Source organism: Pseudomonas sp. NPDC089734 (assembly GCF_044748865.1).
Classification (GTDB): domain Bacteria; phylum Pseudomonadota; class Gammaproteobacteria; order Pseudomonadales; family Pseudomonadaceae; genus Aquipseudomonas.
This window is the reverse complement of sequence record NZ_JBIVGV010000005.1, coordinates 153,115-168,734: the sequence shown is the minus strand read 5'-3', so window position 1 is coordinate 168,734 and position 15,620 is coordinate 153,115. Positions and strand designations below refer to the sequence as shown.

Annotated in this window: 13 protein-coding genes; 7 read left to right on the top strand and 6 right to left on the bottom strand. The window is 60.9% G+C overall.

The window, feature by feature from the left end; all coding sequences use genetic code 11:
• Nucleotides 1–6: 6 nt before the first annotated feature.
• Complete coding sequence (locus ACIPY9_RS08745; RefSeq protein WP_400699488.1) at nucleotides 7–756, bottom strand: SDR family NAD(P)-dependent oxidoreductase; 750 nt, start codon at nucleotides 754–756, stop codon at nucleotides 7–9.
• A gap of 187 nt (nucleotides 757–943) precedes the next feature.
• Between ACIPY9_RS08745 and ACIPY9_RS08740 the strand changes: the two genes are divergently transcribed.
• Entirely contained in the window at nucleotides 944–1,861 is a 918-nt protein-coding gene (locus ACIPY9_RS08740; protein ID WP_400699486.1) for a LysR substrate-binding domain-containing protein, read from the top strand.
• Nucleotides 1,862–1,995: 134 nt separating this feature from the next.
• On the opposite strand, the gene tssA is transcribed toward ACIPY9_RS08740, so the two are convergent.
• The 5 genes from tssA to ACIPY9_RS08715 are packed head-to-tail and all read right to left on the bottom strand — an operon-like array spanning nucleotide 1,996 to nucleotide 9,538.
• Entirely contained in the window at nucleotides 1,996–3,078 is a 1,083-nt protein-coding gene (tssA, locus tag ACIPY9_RS08735) for a type VI secretion system protein TssA (protein ID WP_400699483.1), read from the bottom strand.
• Complete coding sequence (locus ACIPY9_RS08730) at nucleotides 3,075–6,890, bottom strand: type VI secretion system protein (RefSeq protein WP_400699480.1); 3,816 nt, start codon at nucleotides 6,888–6,890, stop codon at nucleotides 3,075–3,077. Before ACIPY9_RS08730 ends, tssA begins: the two co-directional genes overlap by 4 nt.
• A complete protein-coding gene (locus tag ACIPY9_RS08725; RefSeq protein ID WP_400699478.1) occupies nucleotides 6,887–7,657 on the bottom strand; it encodes a DotU family type IV/VI secretion system protein in 771 nt (256 codons plus the stop codon). Before ACIPY9_RS08725 ends, ACIPY9_RS08730 begins: the two co-directional genes overlap by 4 nt.
• 18 nt (nucleotides 7,658–7,675) lie before the next feature.
• The gene (tssK, locus tag ACIPY9_RS08720) at nucleotides 7,676–9,010 is read right to left on the bottom strand and encodes a type VI secretion system baseplate subunit TssK (RefSeq protein ID WP_400699475.1); all 1,335 of its coding nucleotides are present in this window, start codon (nucleotides 9,008–9,010) and stop codon (nucleotides 7,676–7,678) included.
• Between the two features lie 57 nt (nucleotides 9,011–9,067).
• Complete coding sequence (locus ACIPY9_RS08715; protein ID WP_400699472.1) at nucleotides 9,068–9,538, bottom strand: type VI secretion protein; 471 nt, start codon at nucleotides 9,536–9,538, stop codon at nucleotides 9,068–9,070.
• 193 nt (nucleotides 9,539–9,731) lie between these two features.
• Between ACIPY9_RS08715 and tssB the strand changes: the two genes are divergently transcribed.
• The 6 genes from tssB (at nucleotide 9,732) to tssG (ending at nucleotide 15,618) form a co-directional block, all read left to right on the top strand.
• A complete protein-coding gene (gene tssB / locus ACIPY9_RS08710; protein WP_400699470.1) occupies nucleotides 9,732–10,295 on the top strand; it encodes a type VI secretion system contractile sheath small subunit in 564 nt (187 codons plus the stop codon).
• A 34-nt stretch (nucleotides 10,296–10,329) separates the two neighbouring features.
• Entirely contained in the window at nucleotides 10,330–11,817 is a 1,488-nt protein-coding gene (tssC, locus tag ACIPY9_RS08705; protein ID WP_400699467.1) for a type VI secretion system contractile sheath large subunit, read from the top strand.
• Nucleotides 11,818–11,892: 75 nt separating this feature from the next.
• The gene (locus tag ACIPY9_RS08700; RefSeq protein WP_400699464.1) at nucleotides 11,893–12,390 is read left to right on the top strand and encodes an Hcp family type VI secretion system effector; all 498 of its coding nucleotides are present in this window, start codon (nucleotides 11,893–11,895) and stop codon (nucleotides 12,388–12,390) included.
• Between the two features lie 15 nt (nucleotides 12,391–12,405).
• Nucleotides 12,406–12,855 carry a type VI secretion system baseplate subunit TssE gene (gene tssE, locus ACIPY9_RS08695; protein ID WP_400699461.1) on the top strand — a complete coding sequence of 150 codons (450 nt, stop codon included), beginning with the start codon at nucleotides 12,406–12,408 and terminating at the stop codon, nucleotides 12,853–12,855.
• The gene (gene tssF / locus ACIPY9_RS08690; protein WP_400699458.1) at nucleotides 12,839–14,635 is read left to right on the top strand and encodes a type VI secretion system baseplate subunit TssF; all 1,797 of its coding nucleotides are present in this window, start codon (nucleotides 12,839–12,841) and stop codon (nucleotides 14,633–14,635) included. The genes tssE and tssF overlap by 17 nt, the downstream gene beginning before the upstream one ends.
• Entirely contained in the window at nucleotides 14,599–15,618 is a 1,020-nt protein-coding gene (gene tssG / locus ACIPY9_RS08685) for a type VI secretion system baseplate subunit TssG (protein WP_400699456.1), read from the top strand. The genes tssF and tssG overlap by 37 nt, the downstream gene beginning before the upstream one ends.
• Nucleotides 15,619–15,620: the final 2 nt, after the last annotated feature.

Sequence of the window (15,620 nt, the reverse complement as noted above, 5' to 3'; positions counted from 1 at the left end):
GCGTTCTTAATGGATCAGCATGCCGCCATTCACATCCAGCGTGATGCCGGTCAGGTACGAGGACAGGTCGCTGGCCAGGAACAGCGCCGCATTGGCCACGTCCTGAGCCACGCCCAGACGTCCGAGGGGAATGCCGTCGATGATCGCGTGGCGACGCTCGTCCTGCATCAGACCACCGGTGATATCCGTCTGGATCAGGCCCGGCGCAATGGAGTTGACCCGCACATTGTCCGGCCCCAGCTCCCGGGCCATGGCCCTGGCCAGCCCCAGCACACCGGCCTTGGCCGCGCTGTAGTGAGGACCGCCGAAGATGCCGCCGCCACGCTGGGCGGACACCGATGACATGCACACGATGCTGCCGCTTCCCTGCTTGCGCAGGGTCGGGATCACCGCCTGGGACATGAGCAGCGTGCCACGCAGGCTGACGTCCAGCACCTTGTCGTAATCGCTACGGCCGATGTCGAGGGTCTTGAGTGGCTGGGTGATACCGGCGTTGTTGACCAGCACATCGATGCGACCGAAGTGCTCCAGCACGCGAGCGACCGCCTGGCTGACATGAGCTTCGTCCGCCACGTTGGCGGCGAGCCCCAGATGGCCCTCCCCGAGCGATGCGGCAGCATCACGGGCGGCAGACGCGTCCAGATCCAGAATGACCACACGAGCACCTTGTTGCGCAAAGGTGAGGGCCGTGGCACGACCGATTCCGCGGGCAGAGGCGGCACCGGTGATGATTGCAATCTTGTCTTGAAGAATCATGGGGCAGGTTTCTCCGGAATTGTTGTTATTGGCTCGACCCGGATCGAATCGATGACTCAGCTTGTGCCCCGCCCCGGAGCTGAGCAATAACGCGACTTTCAGCAAGCGCTGAAAAAAATTCAGCACTCGAAAAGTGAATGAGTGATAGTTGGATACAAATAAAAGCTGACCAGGGCCGGAAAACAGCATGCATACACCAGGCGATCCTTCACTCAATCTGCCCCCGCTCAAGGCCATCCAGGCCTTTGAACAGACAGCCCGTTTCGGCAATGTGGCGCGCGCCGCCGAACAGCTCAACCTGACCCCCTCGGCCGTGAGCCATCAACTGGCCAAACTGGAAGCAATGATTGGTCGCCAGCTATTCATGAGAACGGCAAGGGGCGTGATCCTGACGCCCGTGGGCGAACAATACCTGTCGGAAATCTCGGGAATACTGCACAGCTTCGCCGTGGCCACCGAACGGGCCTCCAGCGATGTCAGCCTGGATTGCCTGAGGCTGCATTCGTCGCCCAGCTTCGGTTTTCTGTGGTTGATGCCGCGTCTGGAAAAGTTTCGCCAGAGCCACCCCGACATTCAGCTGAACCTGTCGTGCTCCTACGAATCCCTGCATTTCAGCCGCGACAAGATCGACGTCGATATTCGCCATGGCCTGCCCAACTGGCCGACGCTTGAAGTGCGTACCGTGCGCAACGAACAGATCGCGGTCATGGCCTCCCCGGCCCTGCTGGAAAAAAGCCCCGTCCAGAACGCCGCAGACCTGCTCGACCGCCCGTTGATCCTGTCCGAATCCACCTTGATCAACTGGCCACAATGGTTCGCCCGCCATGGCCTGTCACGCCCGGAAAAACCCTACCCGCTGAGTTTCGACCGCTCGTACATGGCCCTGGAAGCCGCCAGCCAGGGGCTTGGCTTTGCGCTGGAAAGCACGCTGCTGGCACAGCATTATCTGGCCCGCGGGGATCTGGTGGTCGTGTCGGCCGAGGAACTGAGCGCCCCGATTACCGCCCACCATCTGGTGTTCCCCAAGGCCCATGCCAACTTCCCTCGGGTGAAACGCTTTCTGGAGTGGATGCAGCAGGAGCTGGGGCGGGATTTTTCGTATTGAGTTCGCGAATGAATTCGCGGGCAAACTGTAGGAGCGAATTCATTCGCGAAAAGCCGGTACACTCCATGCATATCCAGCATCTGGAATACTGCTTCGCGAATGAATTCGCTCCTACGAAAGTCCGTGATAAGGGCTTAAAGAACCCCCAGCAACGTCCAGACCCGTCTTGCCTCTGCATCGGACGAAATCAATTCCGAGAGCAGTTCCTTGAGCGGTTTGTTGCCCCACTCCACACCTTTGCGGATCAGGTAAGGCACCGGGCTGTGGGGTTCGGTTCTGGCCAGGTAATCGGAGATCAGCAGCAACTGCCGATAGGCCTCTTCACGATTTTTCGGCTCACCGAAGACCCGGGCCGGCGTTGCTTCGTGGCCCGACTCAGCCTGAGTGTTCTGTGTCATGTCGGATGTGACCTCCTCGGCTTCCTGGGGCAAGGCTTGCGGCGGGTGCATGGCAATGAACTCCTTGAACAGGGTCGCCGATGATTCAAGCGCCTGTCTCAATGTGCCGTAGGACGGTTCCTGTTCGTGGAAATAGTGCGCGCTCCAGGCTTCCAGCCCTGCCAGACGCTGAAGTGCAGTCTGAATGGCCTCGAAACTGGACAGCCACCAGGACGGCGGCGTGGCACGCACCCGCTCATTGAGCCTGGCATGCTGACCGTTCGCCTCTTCCGCAGCCGCCTTGGCAGCCTTGCTGTCATTGACCTGCACACGCCTGCGCTGCAGGCTATGCCAACTGCTCAGGCCAAAGCCTGAAAACTCGCCTTCGGTGTCTTCCAGCAACGGAAAGTGGGTCTGCAACAGTTCGGAATAACGGCGCACCATCCACTCGATCGGCGTCGCACGCCACGACAGGTCGCCATCCGCAGGCTGCGGGTACAGATCCTCCGGATAGCGCTCGCACAGCCCGGCCACCAGACTCAGGGCATCCTTGATGCCTGCTCGGGCATCAATGTGCAGCCAGGCTTCTCCCAGCCAGACAGCGACCATCAGGTCCTTGCTGCGATCATGCAGCACAGTGGTCGCAACAACCTCCATCCTGTGCCAGTCGGCGCGTTTGATATCCGATTGCCAGACCCCCATCGGCAGGCTGGCATCGTCCTCGCGACGCAACTGTCGCAAGTGGTCGTAGACCGGATCGTGGCGCAGATTCACACCGCAAGGCGACTCGGCCGACAAGGGTTCCAGCAAGGCGCTGACCCGCGAAGCTAACTGACTCATCGATAAACTCCAGCATCAACTACAGAGCGAGGGGCCGAACCGAACGGAGAGCGCGGAGCCTGAACCGGTAAGGGCTGAATGGACAACGGGACTTTTCCGCCCTGGCTCATCAGCGACAGGCGCAGGAACATCAACGCCTGGTTTTCCTCATTGGCCGGTGCGTGAACGGGCACTTCAAGGGACAGCGGGAACTCCGTGTAGTCGACATTGGGCTGACGCTGCATCGACACATGAGCACTCATCAGACGCAACAGAGACCACGGCCCCAGGTATTGCCATTCGGCTTCCAGCCCGCTGACACGCAAATCGGGCTGCAACGGATCATTCACCGGACGCTGGGTGCCATCCCGGGCCCAGCGCAGGACCAGACTGAGCGGCTGGCCGACATTCCAGTGCAGGACCTGCTCCGCCTGGCCCGGATAACTGATGTCGCGATTGCCCGATATCAGTTTCCAGCTGATGACCTGATCGGCACCGCGCTCGCTGTCACGGTCGGTCCGCCACTGAATGTCCATGTCTGCGCCCATCAGGCCTGCCTTGTCACGCAGCAGCAGAGCCCCCAGCCAGGGGCGTGCCAGCTTCAGGCGTTCAAGGAATTCGACGGCAGCTGCACGGTCACGGGACTGGGCATGTTTGAGGCCGTCCTGGGCCTGCGGCAGGCGCTCGTCGATCAGGGTCAGGAAATGCTGGACCCGGGCCGGATCGGCATCCGCAGCGCTCAAGTCATGGGCGAAGGGGAAACGTCCCGACAGATACTGATTGAAATACGTGGCCAGGGCATTCCAGGCCGACGTGCCCTGCTGCTGTTGCAGGAACTGGCAACGACGCAGAGCCGCCTGCTGAAGGTTCAACCAGCGTTGGGTCAGCAGCCCGGTACTGACCGGCACGTTGGCTGACTGCAGAATCCCCAGGCAGCTGCTTTCATCCATATCGTTGAAGTCGCGGCTGAGCAACTGCGTGATGAACGCCGGAGAACTTGAGGGGTTCTGAGCCTTGTACTTGGCCATTTCCTCGCTCAAGGAAGCAAAGCGGGTGACTTCCTCGACACTCACCAGAGGCAGGTTCTGCACTTGCGTCTTGAGCCATTCCACGGCCGGCGCATGTTGCTCGGTGATTTTGGCAATCGCGATGAACTGCTGGTCCAGACCCCGTTTCAGGTCCTGGGCATCGCTGGCTCGCAGCAATTGCAGGCCGAAGTTCTTCCCGCCATCCCACTCATTGATATCGGCGCGGTCCCGGAACAGTGGCTGCTCCAGTACCCTGTCGGTCGCGCTCGAGATATCGGCCAGCGCCACCCGATTGAGGTAGTTCTGCAGGCTGATGGCAAACTGGGGATGCTTGAGCTCGACAAAGGCCTTGTGCAACTCCAGAGCCTGATCGGTTCTGATATCGAACAGCTGGACTTCATCCTGCGACGGCAACGAAGAGGCATGCGTGCTCAGGCTCGACCACATGGAGTCGACGGCGGTCTGCTCAGCGGTGTTCAGCATGGCCAGACGATACATCGCCGGGATATTGGGCAACTCCTCCCGGGCGTACAGCTTGTAACTGTTGTAATGGCTCAAGGCGATGCTCAAGCCATCGTTATCGACATGCTGTGCCTGTGAAGGCTCGACAGCCTCGCCCTGGCGCAACGTGCTGATCACAAAATCACGCCTGAGCAATGACGTAATGGCTGCATGCAATTGAGTGACACGCTCCTGAAGCGTCAATTGCCCGCTGCCGCTCTGAATCAACAGGCTGTTGCTCGACGCTCCCTGAGCGATCCATTGCCCCTTGAAGCTGTGCTGCAACTGAGCCGCCTGATTCTCAAGCGCCTGAGCGACTTGCGGGCCCAGCAGTTTGCTTTGCCTGACGCTGTCCATCAGGGCGAGGTAGCCCGGCACCAGTTCCTGCCCCTTGCCACGGCTCCAGGTGGCATTGGTCAGGTCGATGACCGCCTGCAAATCATCGATCAGCGCCTTGATGCGCTCCAGTTCCTCGAGACTGTTGTCCGTGCTCGACTCCAGCCGCTCCAGATGCAGCTTGAGATAGCCGGCCGCCGTGATGAAGTTGTCCGCCCGGTAATACTGGACCAGCCACTTTTCCATGAGTCGGGTGAAGTTGTCGGCAACGGTCTTCCGGTGAGCCATGAGGTCCATCGGCTGCAAGGATGACGCGCCTTTCTCGACCAGCAACCGATTGTAAAAAGACTCCCGGTGCAGGGTTCCGGCATTGAGATTCAGGGCCAACGCACTGTTGCTCAGCGGCACCAGTTCTTCCAGCGGGGCTTTCTGATTGTTCAGCGACAAGCTGTACAGATGGTTCATCTGCTCAAGACGGGTGGCCCGCTCTACCAGCTCCTTTGCCCGAAGGTAGCTTGGCCACTGCGCCGGATCATCGCCTTCCTGAACGGAGCGCCGCTCGTTATCGGTGATCGCCAGCAGTTCGTTGGTCTGGGCCAGCAGCAAGTCATGCAAGGGCTGACGCATGTGGCTCATGGACATATGCTGCAAGACGCCATCCATGCGTGTGTCCAGAGAGGAAAACCATGAGGTGGGGTAAACCGGCGAAGAGAAGTGCCAGCGCGGCGCATTCTGCAGGACATTCCAGAAGGCCTGAACATTACGCCGGGTCAGTTCTTCCCGATGGGAATCGTCGTTGACCACCACATAGTTGCGTTGCGCTTCCTGCAACAGACGGGACAGCTCATCGGCCTCGTCGATCGAATAGCGCCAGACCCAGAGCATGGAGATGGCCCACAGCACGCCCATGACCAGCGCCACCACGGCCGTGACCCGTTGCCAGCGTCGACGCAGATGCAGGAGACGCGGAACCGGTTGTGCCAGACCCCGATCGGCATTGATGCGTGACTGCCAGAGCGAAGCCGCGAACACGCTCTGCATGGCCGGAGCGTCCTGCGCGGACAGCGACTCGTGGGCAGGTGCCGACACCTGATTGGCCGTAAAGTACAGGCCCCGGAAGCGTACCGCCTCGCCTTGCGCGTTCCCTTGAAACACCGGTTCCAGCAGCATGTGCAGGGAGCGTTGCAGGCCCTGCAGGCGCTCGGGCAGGAATCCCAGCTCGCCACTCAGGTGTCCCGACAGTGCGCCCAGTTGAATGACCGCTTCCGACAGTGCCTGAATCACCGCATCGAGCGCCGTTTCGCTCCATTGCGACTGCCAGACCCTTTCCGGTTCATAGGGCGAACTCCACCCCAGTATCTGTTGGCGGGCATCTTCCGGCAGCGCCATGACCAGTTCCTGAAAACCGGGGATTTCGTCCATGCCGTTGATCACGACATACACCGGCACACTCAGGCCCAGACGCTGCAACAGGTCAATGAAGCGACGGCGGGCCGCCAGCCCCAGAGAGGCAGCGCGTTCACCGTCCAGAAGATCGGCCGCCGAAATGTTCCAGATCACGCCATCTAGCGGGCGTTGACCACGGATGCGCAACAACAGCCCCAGCAGGTTCGCCCAGCCGTTGCCTTGAAGCTTCATGCCCTCTTCGGGCAGGAACAGCGACTGCGGCACGACCAGCACCGCACCTTCGGGGTCGGACCACCAGCGCCCGAACCATGCCGGTTTATCCGTGGGCGAAAGGTTCCAGGCTGAACACAACTGCGCCCCCTGGGCCTCATCGCCGACCATCAGCAACCAGGAGGTCTGATAATGGTCACGCACGCCCTGATCCTTCTCCATCTGGCGCACGGCAAAATAGAAACTGCGAATCGCGGCACCGCCCCGGGTGCGCAGCCACCAGATGCACAGCACCAGAATCAGCAGGACAACGACAATACCGATCACCCACCCCAATATCGCCAGCGTCATGACACCTGCTCCGCGACAACGAAAGGTGTGGCCAGGTGCAGAACAGGTTCGAGCCGCTGACCGATGTCGCGCCAGAACAACTGGCCAACCCCGATGAACAGCAGCGTAAACGCCAGAATCACCAGCCCCAGACGCAGGCCGTCGGGCAATGACTTACGCATCGGCAACTGGCGGGGGGCGACACGGGAAGGCTCGGTCAGCAACTGACCGACATTGGCATAGTCCGGCTCCCTCTGCCGGGTGAAAGTGAACAGCGCATGACGCCATTTCTCATGCAACGCCTGACCGCGTTCGCCACGCAAATGCCCGTGGAACCCCAGGATCAGACAAAGCAGGTACACATTGCCCAGATCGCGATTGGTAGACACCTGCTCATCGAGCAGGCGCTTGATTTCCAGAGGCACACGCTGCCCGGCCTGACGGCTTGAGTACAGACGCGATTCCAGCGGCTTTTCCTGCCAGGCCCCTTGCCCCGACCACTCCGCGAACAACAGGGTCTCGTCCACCAGCGCGACAAAGGCATAGACCATCGCTTTCATCTGCTGGGTCGCGGAATCGCCGACACTGGAAAATGCATTGCGCCATAGCTTGCGTGTAATCCGGGTCGAGAACTCGGCCACGGTTTCAACCAGCCTGGCGGTGTCCTCGACGCTCTTGTCCTGCTCGTTCCAGGCACTGAGCCATTGTTGCCAGGCCTCACGAAACGCACTGCTCAACGGTGCTTCCTGCATGACGCGCGCACGCGAAATGGCATTCCCTTCAGGCATACGACTTCCCTACCGTACTCAGGCGGATTCGTGGGTGGTGTTGTCGATAAACAGAACGACTTGCCAGGGGCTGACGGCCCCTCCTGCAACGGATGAAACAATGTGCAACGGCTGACCCGGATCGAACCACTCGCCCGAAGCCTGGATGACAAACAGGCGTGTATCGTCGCCAGTACTGTAAGCCACCTGTTCCTGACGACTCATGGCCTGATGGGGCAAGCCACTCATGCGCTGACGGGCCAGTACCGGGATGTGCGGACCGGAAGCGATGATCGCCCTGCCCAGCCACTCGATTGCCGCCTGCTCGGAGGCCCCGGCCGGCATGCGCAGGCCGACCACCAGTCGCTGACGAGGCGTCTGCTCGGGCAAGGCGATGGAAAAGACATGCTCGGCCTGCTCGAAAGGCAGGCTGCGGAAGCCGACCCGCACCGTATCCAGCGTGCGCTCCAGCCAGCTCAGGACCTGGTCATAGCCACGATAGAGGTCGAGAAAATCCAGAGGCGCATAGGCCGGAACGCCCGAAATCAGGTCAAGAACCGACCAGCAACCGGTCATGCCGAGCAGCAGACCGTGCAAGCCCTGCGGCGTGGCCACCCGACTGTTCAGAGCACCTTCCACCTCAGGCAACCGAGCCCATAGCGCCGCGGACTGACGGCGGATTTCCTCGGCATCGTCCAGGTTGCCCGCCTGCTGGGCCTGACGCAGGCGACCGGCCAGAAACATGCATTTTTCCCGGGTGCGCGCACACAAGGCTGCAACCCGGCGTCCCAGCATGGACTCGGGCAAGATCAACGGCGTCGGCGCGACATAGGGCAGTTGAACAAAGCCACCGCCTTCCTTGCGCAGGTGCAGGAGCGGCAGGCAGATGGAGTCGGCTCTGTTCGATTCGGTGACCAGTCGTGGATGGGGTCGCCATACGGTCAGGGGCTCCGGATTCTCGCCACTGGCCAGATCCGGCAGCGCATCGCCCAGCACTGATTGAAGACGTCCCTTGAGCGGCAGCAGTTGACCCGCCCGCCATAACGGGCTGACCGCCAGATAGACCATCACGGTCGATGTCGGCGATGCCGCGGCGGCTTCATTGATATCCAGTTCGACCGTAGCCCCCGAACCGATGCGGATATTCAGCGGCAGACCGTCGGGCAAGATGGCATCCAGCGCCAGAATACGGACCTGCCCGGCAAACAGCGCCGAAGGATCGACCTCAAGCGTTGAAACGCCCCAATACCAAGGGTTCGATGCATGGGCCAGATGGGCAGCCAACACTTCGGCCCGCAAGCCTTGCAACTGAAAATGCTGGGGCAGCAACTGCATGCCTTCGTGCCAGCAAACTGCATCAGGTAGCACGCTCATAGAGGTTCCTTAACATCCTGTCTGTGGCGCATTTTCAATTCGACGAACAACGCACTTTCAGGGCGCTTTTTCATCGAATAGCGTCATTTCCCGGCTATCGAATTTCAACCATATCCTGCGCTGGTCATCGAGTCGCAGGCGGTGCGCGCCGGGCGTATTGTAATGGGCAAAAACCAGCATCCCCACAGCGGGCCTCCCGTCCAGAGGGAAGATACCCGACTCGATCAACTGCCCTGGCACCAGCTCCATTCCCCAGATCGCCATGTGCTGGCGGTAATCGCGCCTATACTGTTCGCGCTCGGTAAACCACTGGCTGGCGGTCAGGCCGGACAGTTGCCTGAGCAAGTCCGGATCGTTGACGGCAATGAAATCGACAGCGATGGGCGAATCGTCGTTGGCGCGCAGCGCGACGTCCAGAACCAGTGAGTCGACGCTGATTTTCGGGTCCAGTAATGAACAACCCGACAGCGTGAAAACGGTCAGCAATACGGCAATCCATTGTCGGTATATGAACTGTTTTACGGTCATGATTGTCCAAGAAAAATTTTGTCTTGCATTTGGCCGTTGCTGTTATAGCATCAAGGCCAATTCGCCACCATGACGAATTTAGAGGATCGCAGAACCTGGCTCGTTGCGGCCCTTTTCTGCGGTCAAGCAAGGGAATGCGATCATTGGGAAACCGTTGCATTGCGCCCGCCTTTTGCATCGGAGTTCAGCCAACATGGCCGAGAGTACTCAGCACAAGCTAGACAGGGTTCGCCCTCCTCGTGTTCAGATCACTTACGACGTAGAAATCGGTAATGCCATCGAAAAAAAGGAACTGCCTCTCGTAGTCGGCATCCTGGCCGACCTGTCAGGCAAACCTGATGCTCCCCCGCCAAAACTGATCGACCGGCGCTTTGTCGAAATCGATCGCGACAACTTCAACGAAGTCCTTGCTTCCATTGCTCCGCGTACAGCCATCCAGGTCGACAACACCCTCAGCGGTGACGACAGCAAGCTCAATGTCGAGCTGCGTTTCGGCCATATCGATGATTTCGATCCGATCAACCTGGTCAAACAGGTCACACCTCTGCGTCGTCTGCTCGAAGCACGTCAGCGCCTGCGCGACCTGCTGACCAAACTCGACGGCAACGACGATCTGGACAAACTGCTCCAGGAAGTCGTCGCCAATACCGAGGGTCTTCAGCAGATCAAGTCGGCCCGTCCGGAAAGCGAAACGGTGACGCCATCGGCGGGTACCGATGCTCCGGCAGACGAAGCCCCTGCCGAGCCACAAGCCTGATCGTCATCGTCAACCCATTCGCGGAGGTTTAACCATGGCTACGTCACCCAGCACTGAGACCCAAGGCAGCGAAGGCTCCACCCAGACATTGTCCCTGCTGGACAAGATCATCGCCGAAGGCCGCATGGCCCACGACGACAGTCAGCAAGGCTACGCTCGCGACATGCTCGCCGAGTTCGCCACCCAGGTCCTGGATGAAGGCATGGCGGTCGATAAAGACACCGTTGCCATGATCAATGACCGCATCAGCCAGATCGACTCGCTGATCAGCGACCAGCTCAACCAGATTCTCCACCACGAAGACCTGCAAAAGCTCGAAGCCTCATGGCGCGGCCTGCATTCGCTGGTGCAGAACACTGAAACCAGCACCCGCCTGAAACTGCGCCTGCTCAACGTCTCGCAGAAAGAACTGCAGACCGATCTGGAAAAGGCCGTCGAGTTCGACCAGAGCTCGCTGTTCAAGAAAATCTACGAAGAAGAGTACGGCACCTTCGGCGGTCACCCGTTCAGCGTACTGGTGGGCGACTACACCTTTGGCCGCCATCCGCAGGACATCGGCCTGCTGGAGAAACTGTCCAACGTCGCAGCAGCGGCTCACGCACCGTTCATTGCCGCGGCCAGCCCGCGCCTGTTCGACATGAGCAGCTTCACCGAACTGGCCGTACCTCGTGATCTGGCCAAGGTGTTCGAGAGCCAGGAACTGATCAAGTGGCGCTCCTTCCGCGAAAGCGAAGACTCGCGCTATGTCTCCCTGGTGCTGCCGAACTTCCTGCTGCGCCTGCCTTATGGCCCGGACACCTGCCCGGTCGAAGGCATGAACTTCGTCGAAGACGTCACCGGCACCGACCACAGCAAATACCTGTGGGGCAACGCGGCCTGGGCACTGTCCCAGCGCATCACCGAGGCCTATGCCAAATACGGCTGGTGTGCGGCGATTCGCGGTGCCGAAGGCGGCGGCGCGGTCGAAGGCCTGCCTGCGCATACCTTCCGCACCTCCTCGGGCGATCTTTCGCTCAAGTGCCCGACCGAGGTGGCGATCACCGACCGTCGCGAGAAGGAACTCAACGACCTGGGCTTCATCTCGCTCTGCCACAAGAAGAACACCGATGTCGCGGTCTTCTTCGGCGGGCAGACCACCAACAAGCCCAAGGTCTACAACACCAACGAGGCCAACGCCAACGCGCGGATTTCCGCCATGTTGCCGTACGTGCTCGCAGCCTCGCGTTTCGCTCACTATCTGAAAGTGATCATGCGCGACAAGGTGGGCAGTTTCATGACCCGCGATAACGTCCAGACCTACCTCAACAACTGGATCGCGGATTACGTCCTGATCAACGACAACGCGCCACAGGAAATCAAGGCCCAGTACCCGCTGCGTGAAGCCCGCGTGGACATCACCGAAGTCGCCGGAAAGCCAGGTGCCTACCGGGCCACGGTGTTCCTGCGTCCACACTTCCAGCTGGAAGAGCTGACCGCTTCGATCCGTCTGGTCGCCAGCCTGCCGCCACCGGTAGCCGCCTGACCCTGAGTCCTGCGGGCCTGGCCCGCAGGACGTCTCCCTTACTTTCTTTTTGCCAATTTGCAGGAGTTACACCCGATGGATGCGATCATTCTGGATCTGGGTGCCGATATTAAAGGCGACAGCATGCTGGAAGGCTTCACGGACAAGATCGAAATCATGTCCTACAGCCATAACGTTGCCATGCAAGTGACCAACGACGTCAGCAACTCGGAACGTACGTCGGGTAAACCTCACATCGGTGAGTTCACCCTGACCAAGTTCGTCGACAGCTCCACCCCCAACCTCAACAGCTACTGCTGCGCGGGCAAGCCCATCGCGACCGCCAAGATCACCATCGGCCGCAACGCCTCCGAAGGCAGCGGTCAGATCATGCCGTTCATTGTCTACACCCTGGACAACGTGGTGCTGTCCAACGTCAGCGTCAGCGGTGGTGCAGGCGGCAAGCCGGTGGAAACCATTTCGCTGAACTTCACCAAGATCAAATGGGAACTGACCGCCCAGAAAGACGATGGCACCAAGGAAGGCGTCGCGGGTACCAGCTGGGACCTGGCTGCCAACAAGAAAGCCAGCTAAAGAAGGTCGCTCGCCATGCCAGGCACAGGCATTCGTCCGCCGTTATTCGAGCGCCTGGCGTTCAGCGAGGAGCAGACGTCACACACTCCGTTCTTCGACCGACAGGCTCTGGCCGACTCGGTCCGGACCGAGCTGGTGCGTCTGCTCAACACCCGCCGCGCCAGCGGCACTCTGACTTCCCCGCCCACCCTGCTCGACTATGGCATTGCCGACTGGAGTGCCCTGCAGGCCAGCAACAGCGATGACCGGCGACGCATGACCCGGGAAATCCGGGCTGTCATCACGCATTTCGAGCCTCGACTGCACCTGACCGGCGTGGATGTACAACCCCTGCCCGGCCATCCCCGGCTACTGGATATCCGTCTGAGCGGCACCTTGCGCCATGACCGGCAGCAATGGCCTGTCGCATTTGTGGTGCAGAGCTCGGAAGCAGGTCTGGAGGTCAGCCATGAGCGATTCGATTGACCCGCAACTGCTCGATTATTACCAGCGCGAACTGACCTGGCTCAGACATGCCGGCAGTGTATTCGCCAACCGTTACCCCAAGGTCGCCAAACGCCTTGAGCTGTCGCCCGGGGAAAGTCAGGACCCCCATGTCGAGCGTCTGCTCGAAGGTTTCGCCCTGCTTGCCGCGCGCCTGCAACGTCGTCTCGATGACGACTACGACGAATTCAGCAACGCCCTGCTTGAACAGCTTTACCCACTGGCCATCAGGCCCCTGCCCTCGTGCAGCATCGTTCGCTTTGAACCGGACCCGAGCAAGGGCAACCTCGCAGCGGGCTATCCACTGACACGCGATACGCCTCTGTTCGTCACCACGACCAAAGGCGAAAGCATTCACTTCCGCACCAGCGCCGACGTGACCTTGTGGCCCATACAGATCAGCGAAGCCGTGTTGCTCAACGCGGAGGAAACACAGGCGCTGACCGGTGTGATTCAGGCACGATCGGCCCTGCGCCTGAGCCTGGAATGCCTGGGAGAAACCACTGACTGGGCACAACTGAGCATTGAACGGTTGCGTCTGCATCTGGACGCTTCCCCCGTGGTCAATGCCGCCCTCTACGACCTGCTGGGCGCTCATGCCGTCAAGGTCTTGAGCGGCGCGCCAGGCAACTTGCCGGTGGCCCATGACGACCTGCCGGACATTGTCGGCTTCGCCAACGATGAGGCCCTGCTGCCCGAGGAAGACGGCGTACATCCCGGCATGCGCCTGCTGGCCGAATATTTCGCCTTTCCAGAGAAATTCCATTTCTTCGACATTCCCCTGAGCACCGCTCATGTGGAAGGTCGCACCCTTTATCTGTATATCGTCTTCGACCGTGCGCCCCAGACACGCCTGCACTTGCAAGCCAGCGATATCGCCCTGGGCTGCACACCGGTGATCAACCTGTTTCCGCGCACCTCCGAGCCGCTGCGCCCGGACGGCACGCAAAGCGAATACCGCCTGATTGCCGACAGCCATCGCGAAAACAGTGTCGAGATCCACAGCATTCGTGGCGTGCGCGCAGCATCGCCCCAGGGCGTACGCCCGGTGCCGGCCTATTACGGCAGCCAGCACAGCCTGGGCGACAGCAACCTGTACTGGCATGCCCGGCGCATCAGCGGGTTGACGCCCAATCGACTGGGCAGCGACCTGATGCTCAGCCTTGTCGATACCCGTTTCGATCCGTTGCTGAACGCCCCCGACTACAGCGTGACCGCCGAACTGCTCTGTACCAATCGCCATCTGGCCCAGAGCCTGAGTGCCGGAACGCCCCTGAGCTTCGAGCGACCGGGGCCGGTGGCCAGGGCCAGTCTGGTCAACCCGCCCTGCTCGCAAAGCACACCACACCTCAATGGCGAATCACGCTGGCGTCTGGTGTCGCAACTGACCCTCAATCACTTGTCACTGGTGGAAGGTCCCAAGGCGCTGGAAGCCCTCAAGGAAATCCTCAGCCTGCATAACCTGCGCGACGAGGCCAGCGCCCGTCGGCAGATAGAAGGCCTGCAGAAACTGGACTGCGAGCGGGTCATCGCTCAGGTCGGGGAAGATGCCTGGCGCGGCTGGCGCAACGGGCTGGAAGTCAGCCTGCAACTGGACCCGGAACATTTCGTCGGCAATAGCGCGGTGCTGTTCTCGGCCGTGCTGGCGCAATTCTTCTCGCTCTACGCCACAGCCAACCGCTTCGTGCGTACGGTGCTGGTCAACTCGGACAAGGAGGTCAAGACATGGCAACCCCAGGCCGGCATGCCCCTGTCCCTCTGAGCGAGGCCCTGCGCAAGTCACCACAGGCTTTCGAGCTGTTGCAGGCCTTGCTGATTCTGGAGCGCGAGCACCCACAGGCCTCGCCATTGGGTACCGGCACCTCGCCCCAGGCCGAAGCCATCCGCCTGCGCGGCCCGCTGACGCCATTGTTTGCCTCCAGCCAGGTCGAGAACCTGACCCAGGAACCCGGCCAGCAACCGGTGCTGACCACCCCGGTCTTCGGTCTGGGCGGCCCCGATGGCCCGCTGCCCTATGCCTTTCAGGAATGGCTGCAACAACGCGCCCGCGCCAAGGACCATGCCCCCGCTGAATTCCTCGACCTGTTCCAGCATCGCCTGCTCAGCCTGCTCTACCGGGTGCTGCGCAAGCATCGCGTGGCGCTGGGTTTCACCGTACCCTCGGCCAGTCCGGTACAGGCACAGTTGCGAGCCTTGACTGGCCTGCTGCCCAAGCCCTTGCAGGAACGCCAGGCACTGCCCGATGCCGCCATCATGGCCCGCAGCGCCCTGTACGCCAACGGCCGCCGCTCACTGGCCGGTTTCGCTGCCATCGTGCGTCAGCACTTTGGCCTGCCGGTGCAGGTCAGCGCCTATGAAGGTGCCTGGCGCAGCATTCCGCCCGCCAGTCGCAGCCTGCTGAAACCCGGTGGCCGCAACCTGAAACTGGGCAGCACCGCCATCGCCGGAACCCGCGTATGGGATGAACATGCCGGTATTCGCCTGACCATCGGCCCGTTGCAGAACGAACAGGCCAGACGCCTGCTGCCCGAAGGCGAGGCCCATCAACAGTTGGCCGGTATGGCCGCCCTGTATTTCGGCCCCGACCTGGACTGCTCGCTGACCTTGTTGGTGGCCGGTGCCGAGCCCATGCTCATGAACCGGGAAAACCCACCAACCCTCAACTGGAACGGTGGCCTGCGCAAGACCCCCACTCAAGCATTGCAGCGTATCGATACCCGGCTGCGCCAACCGGAGATGGCCTGAAC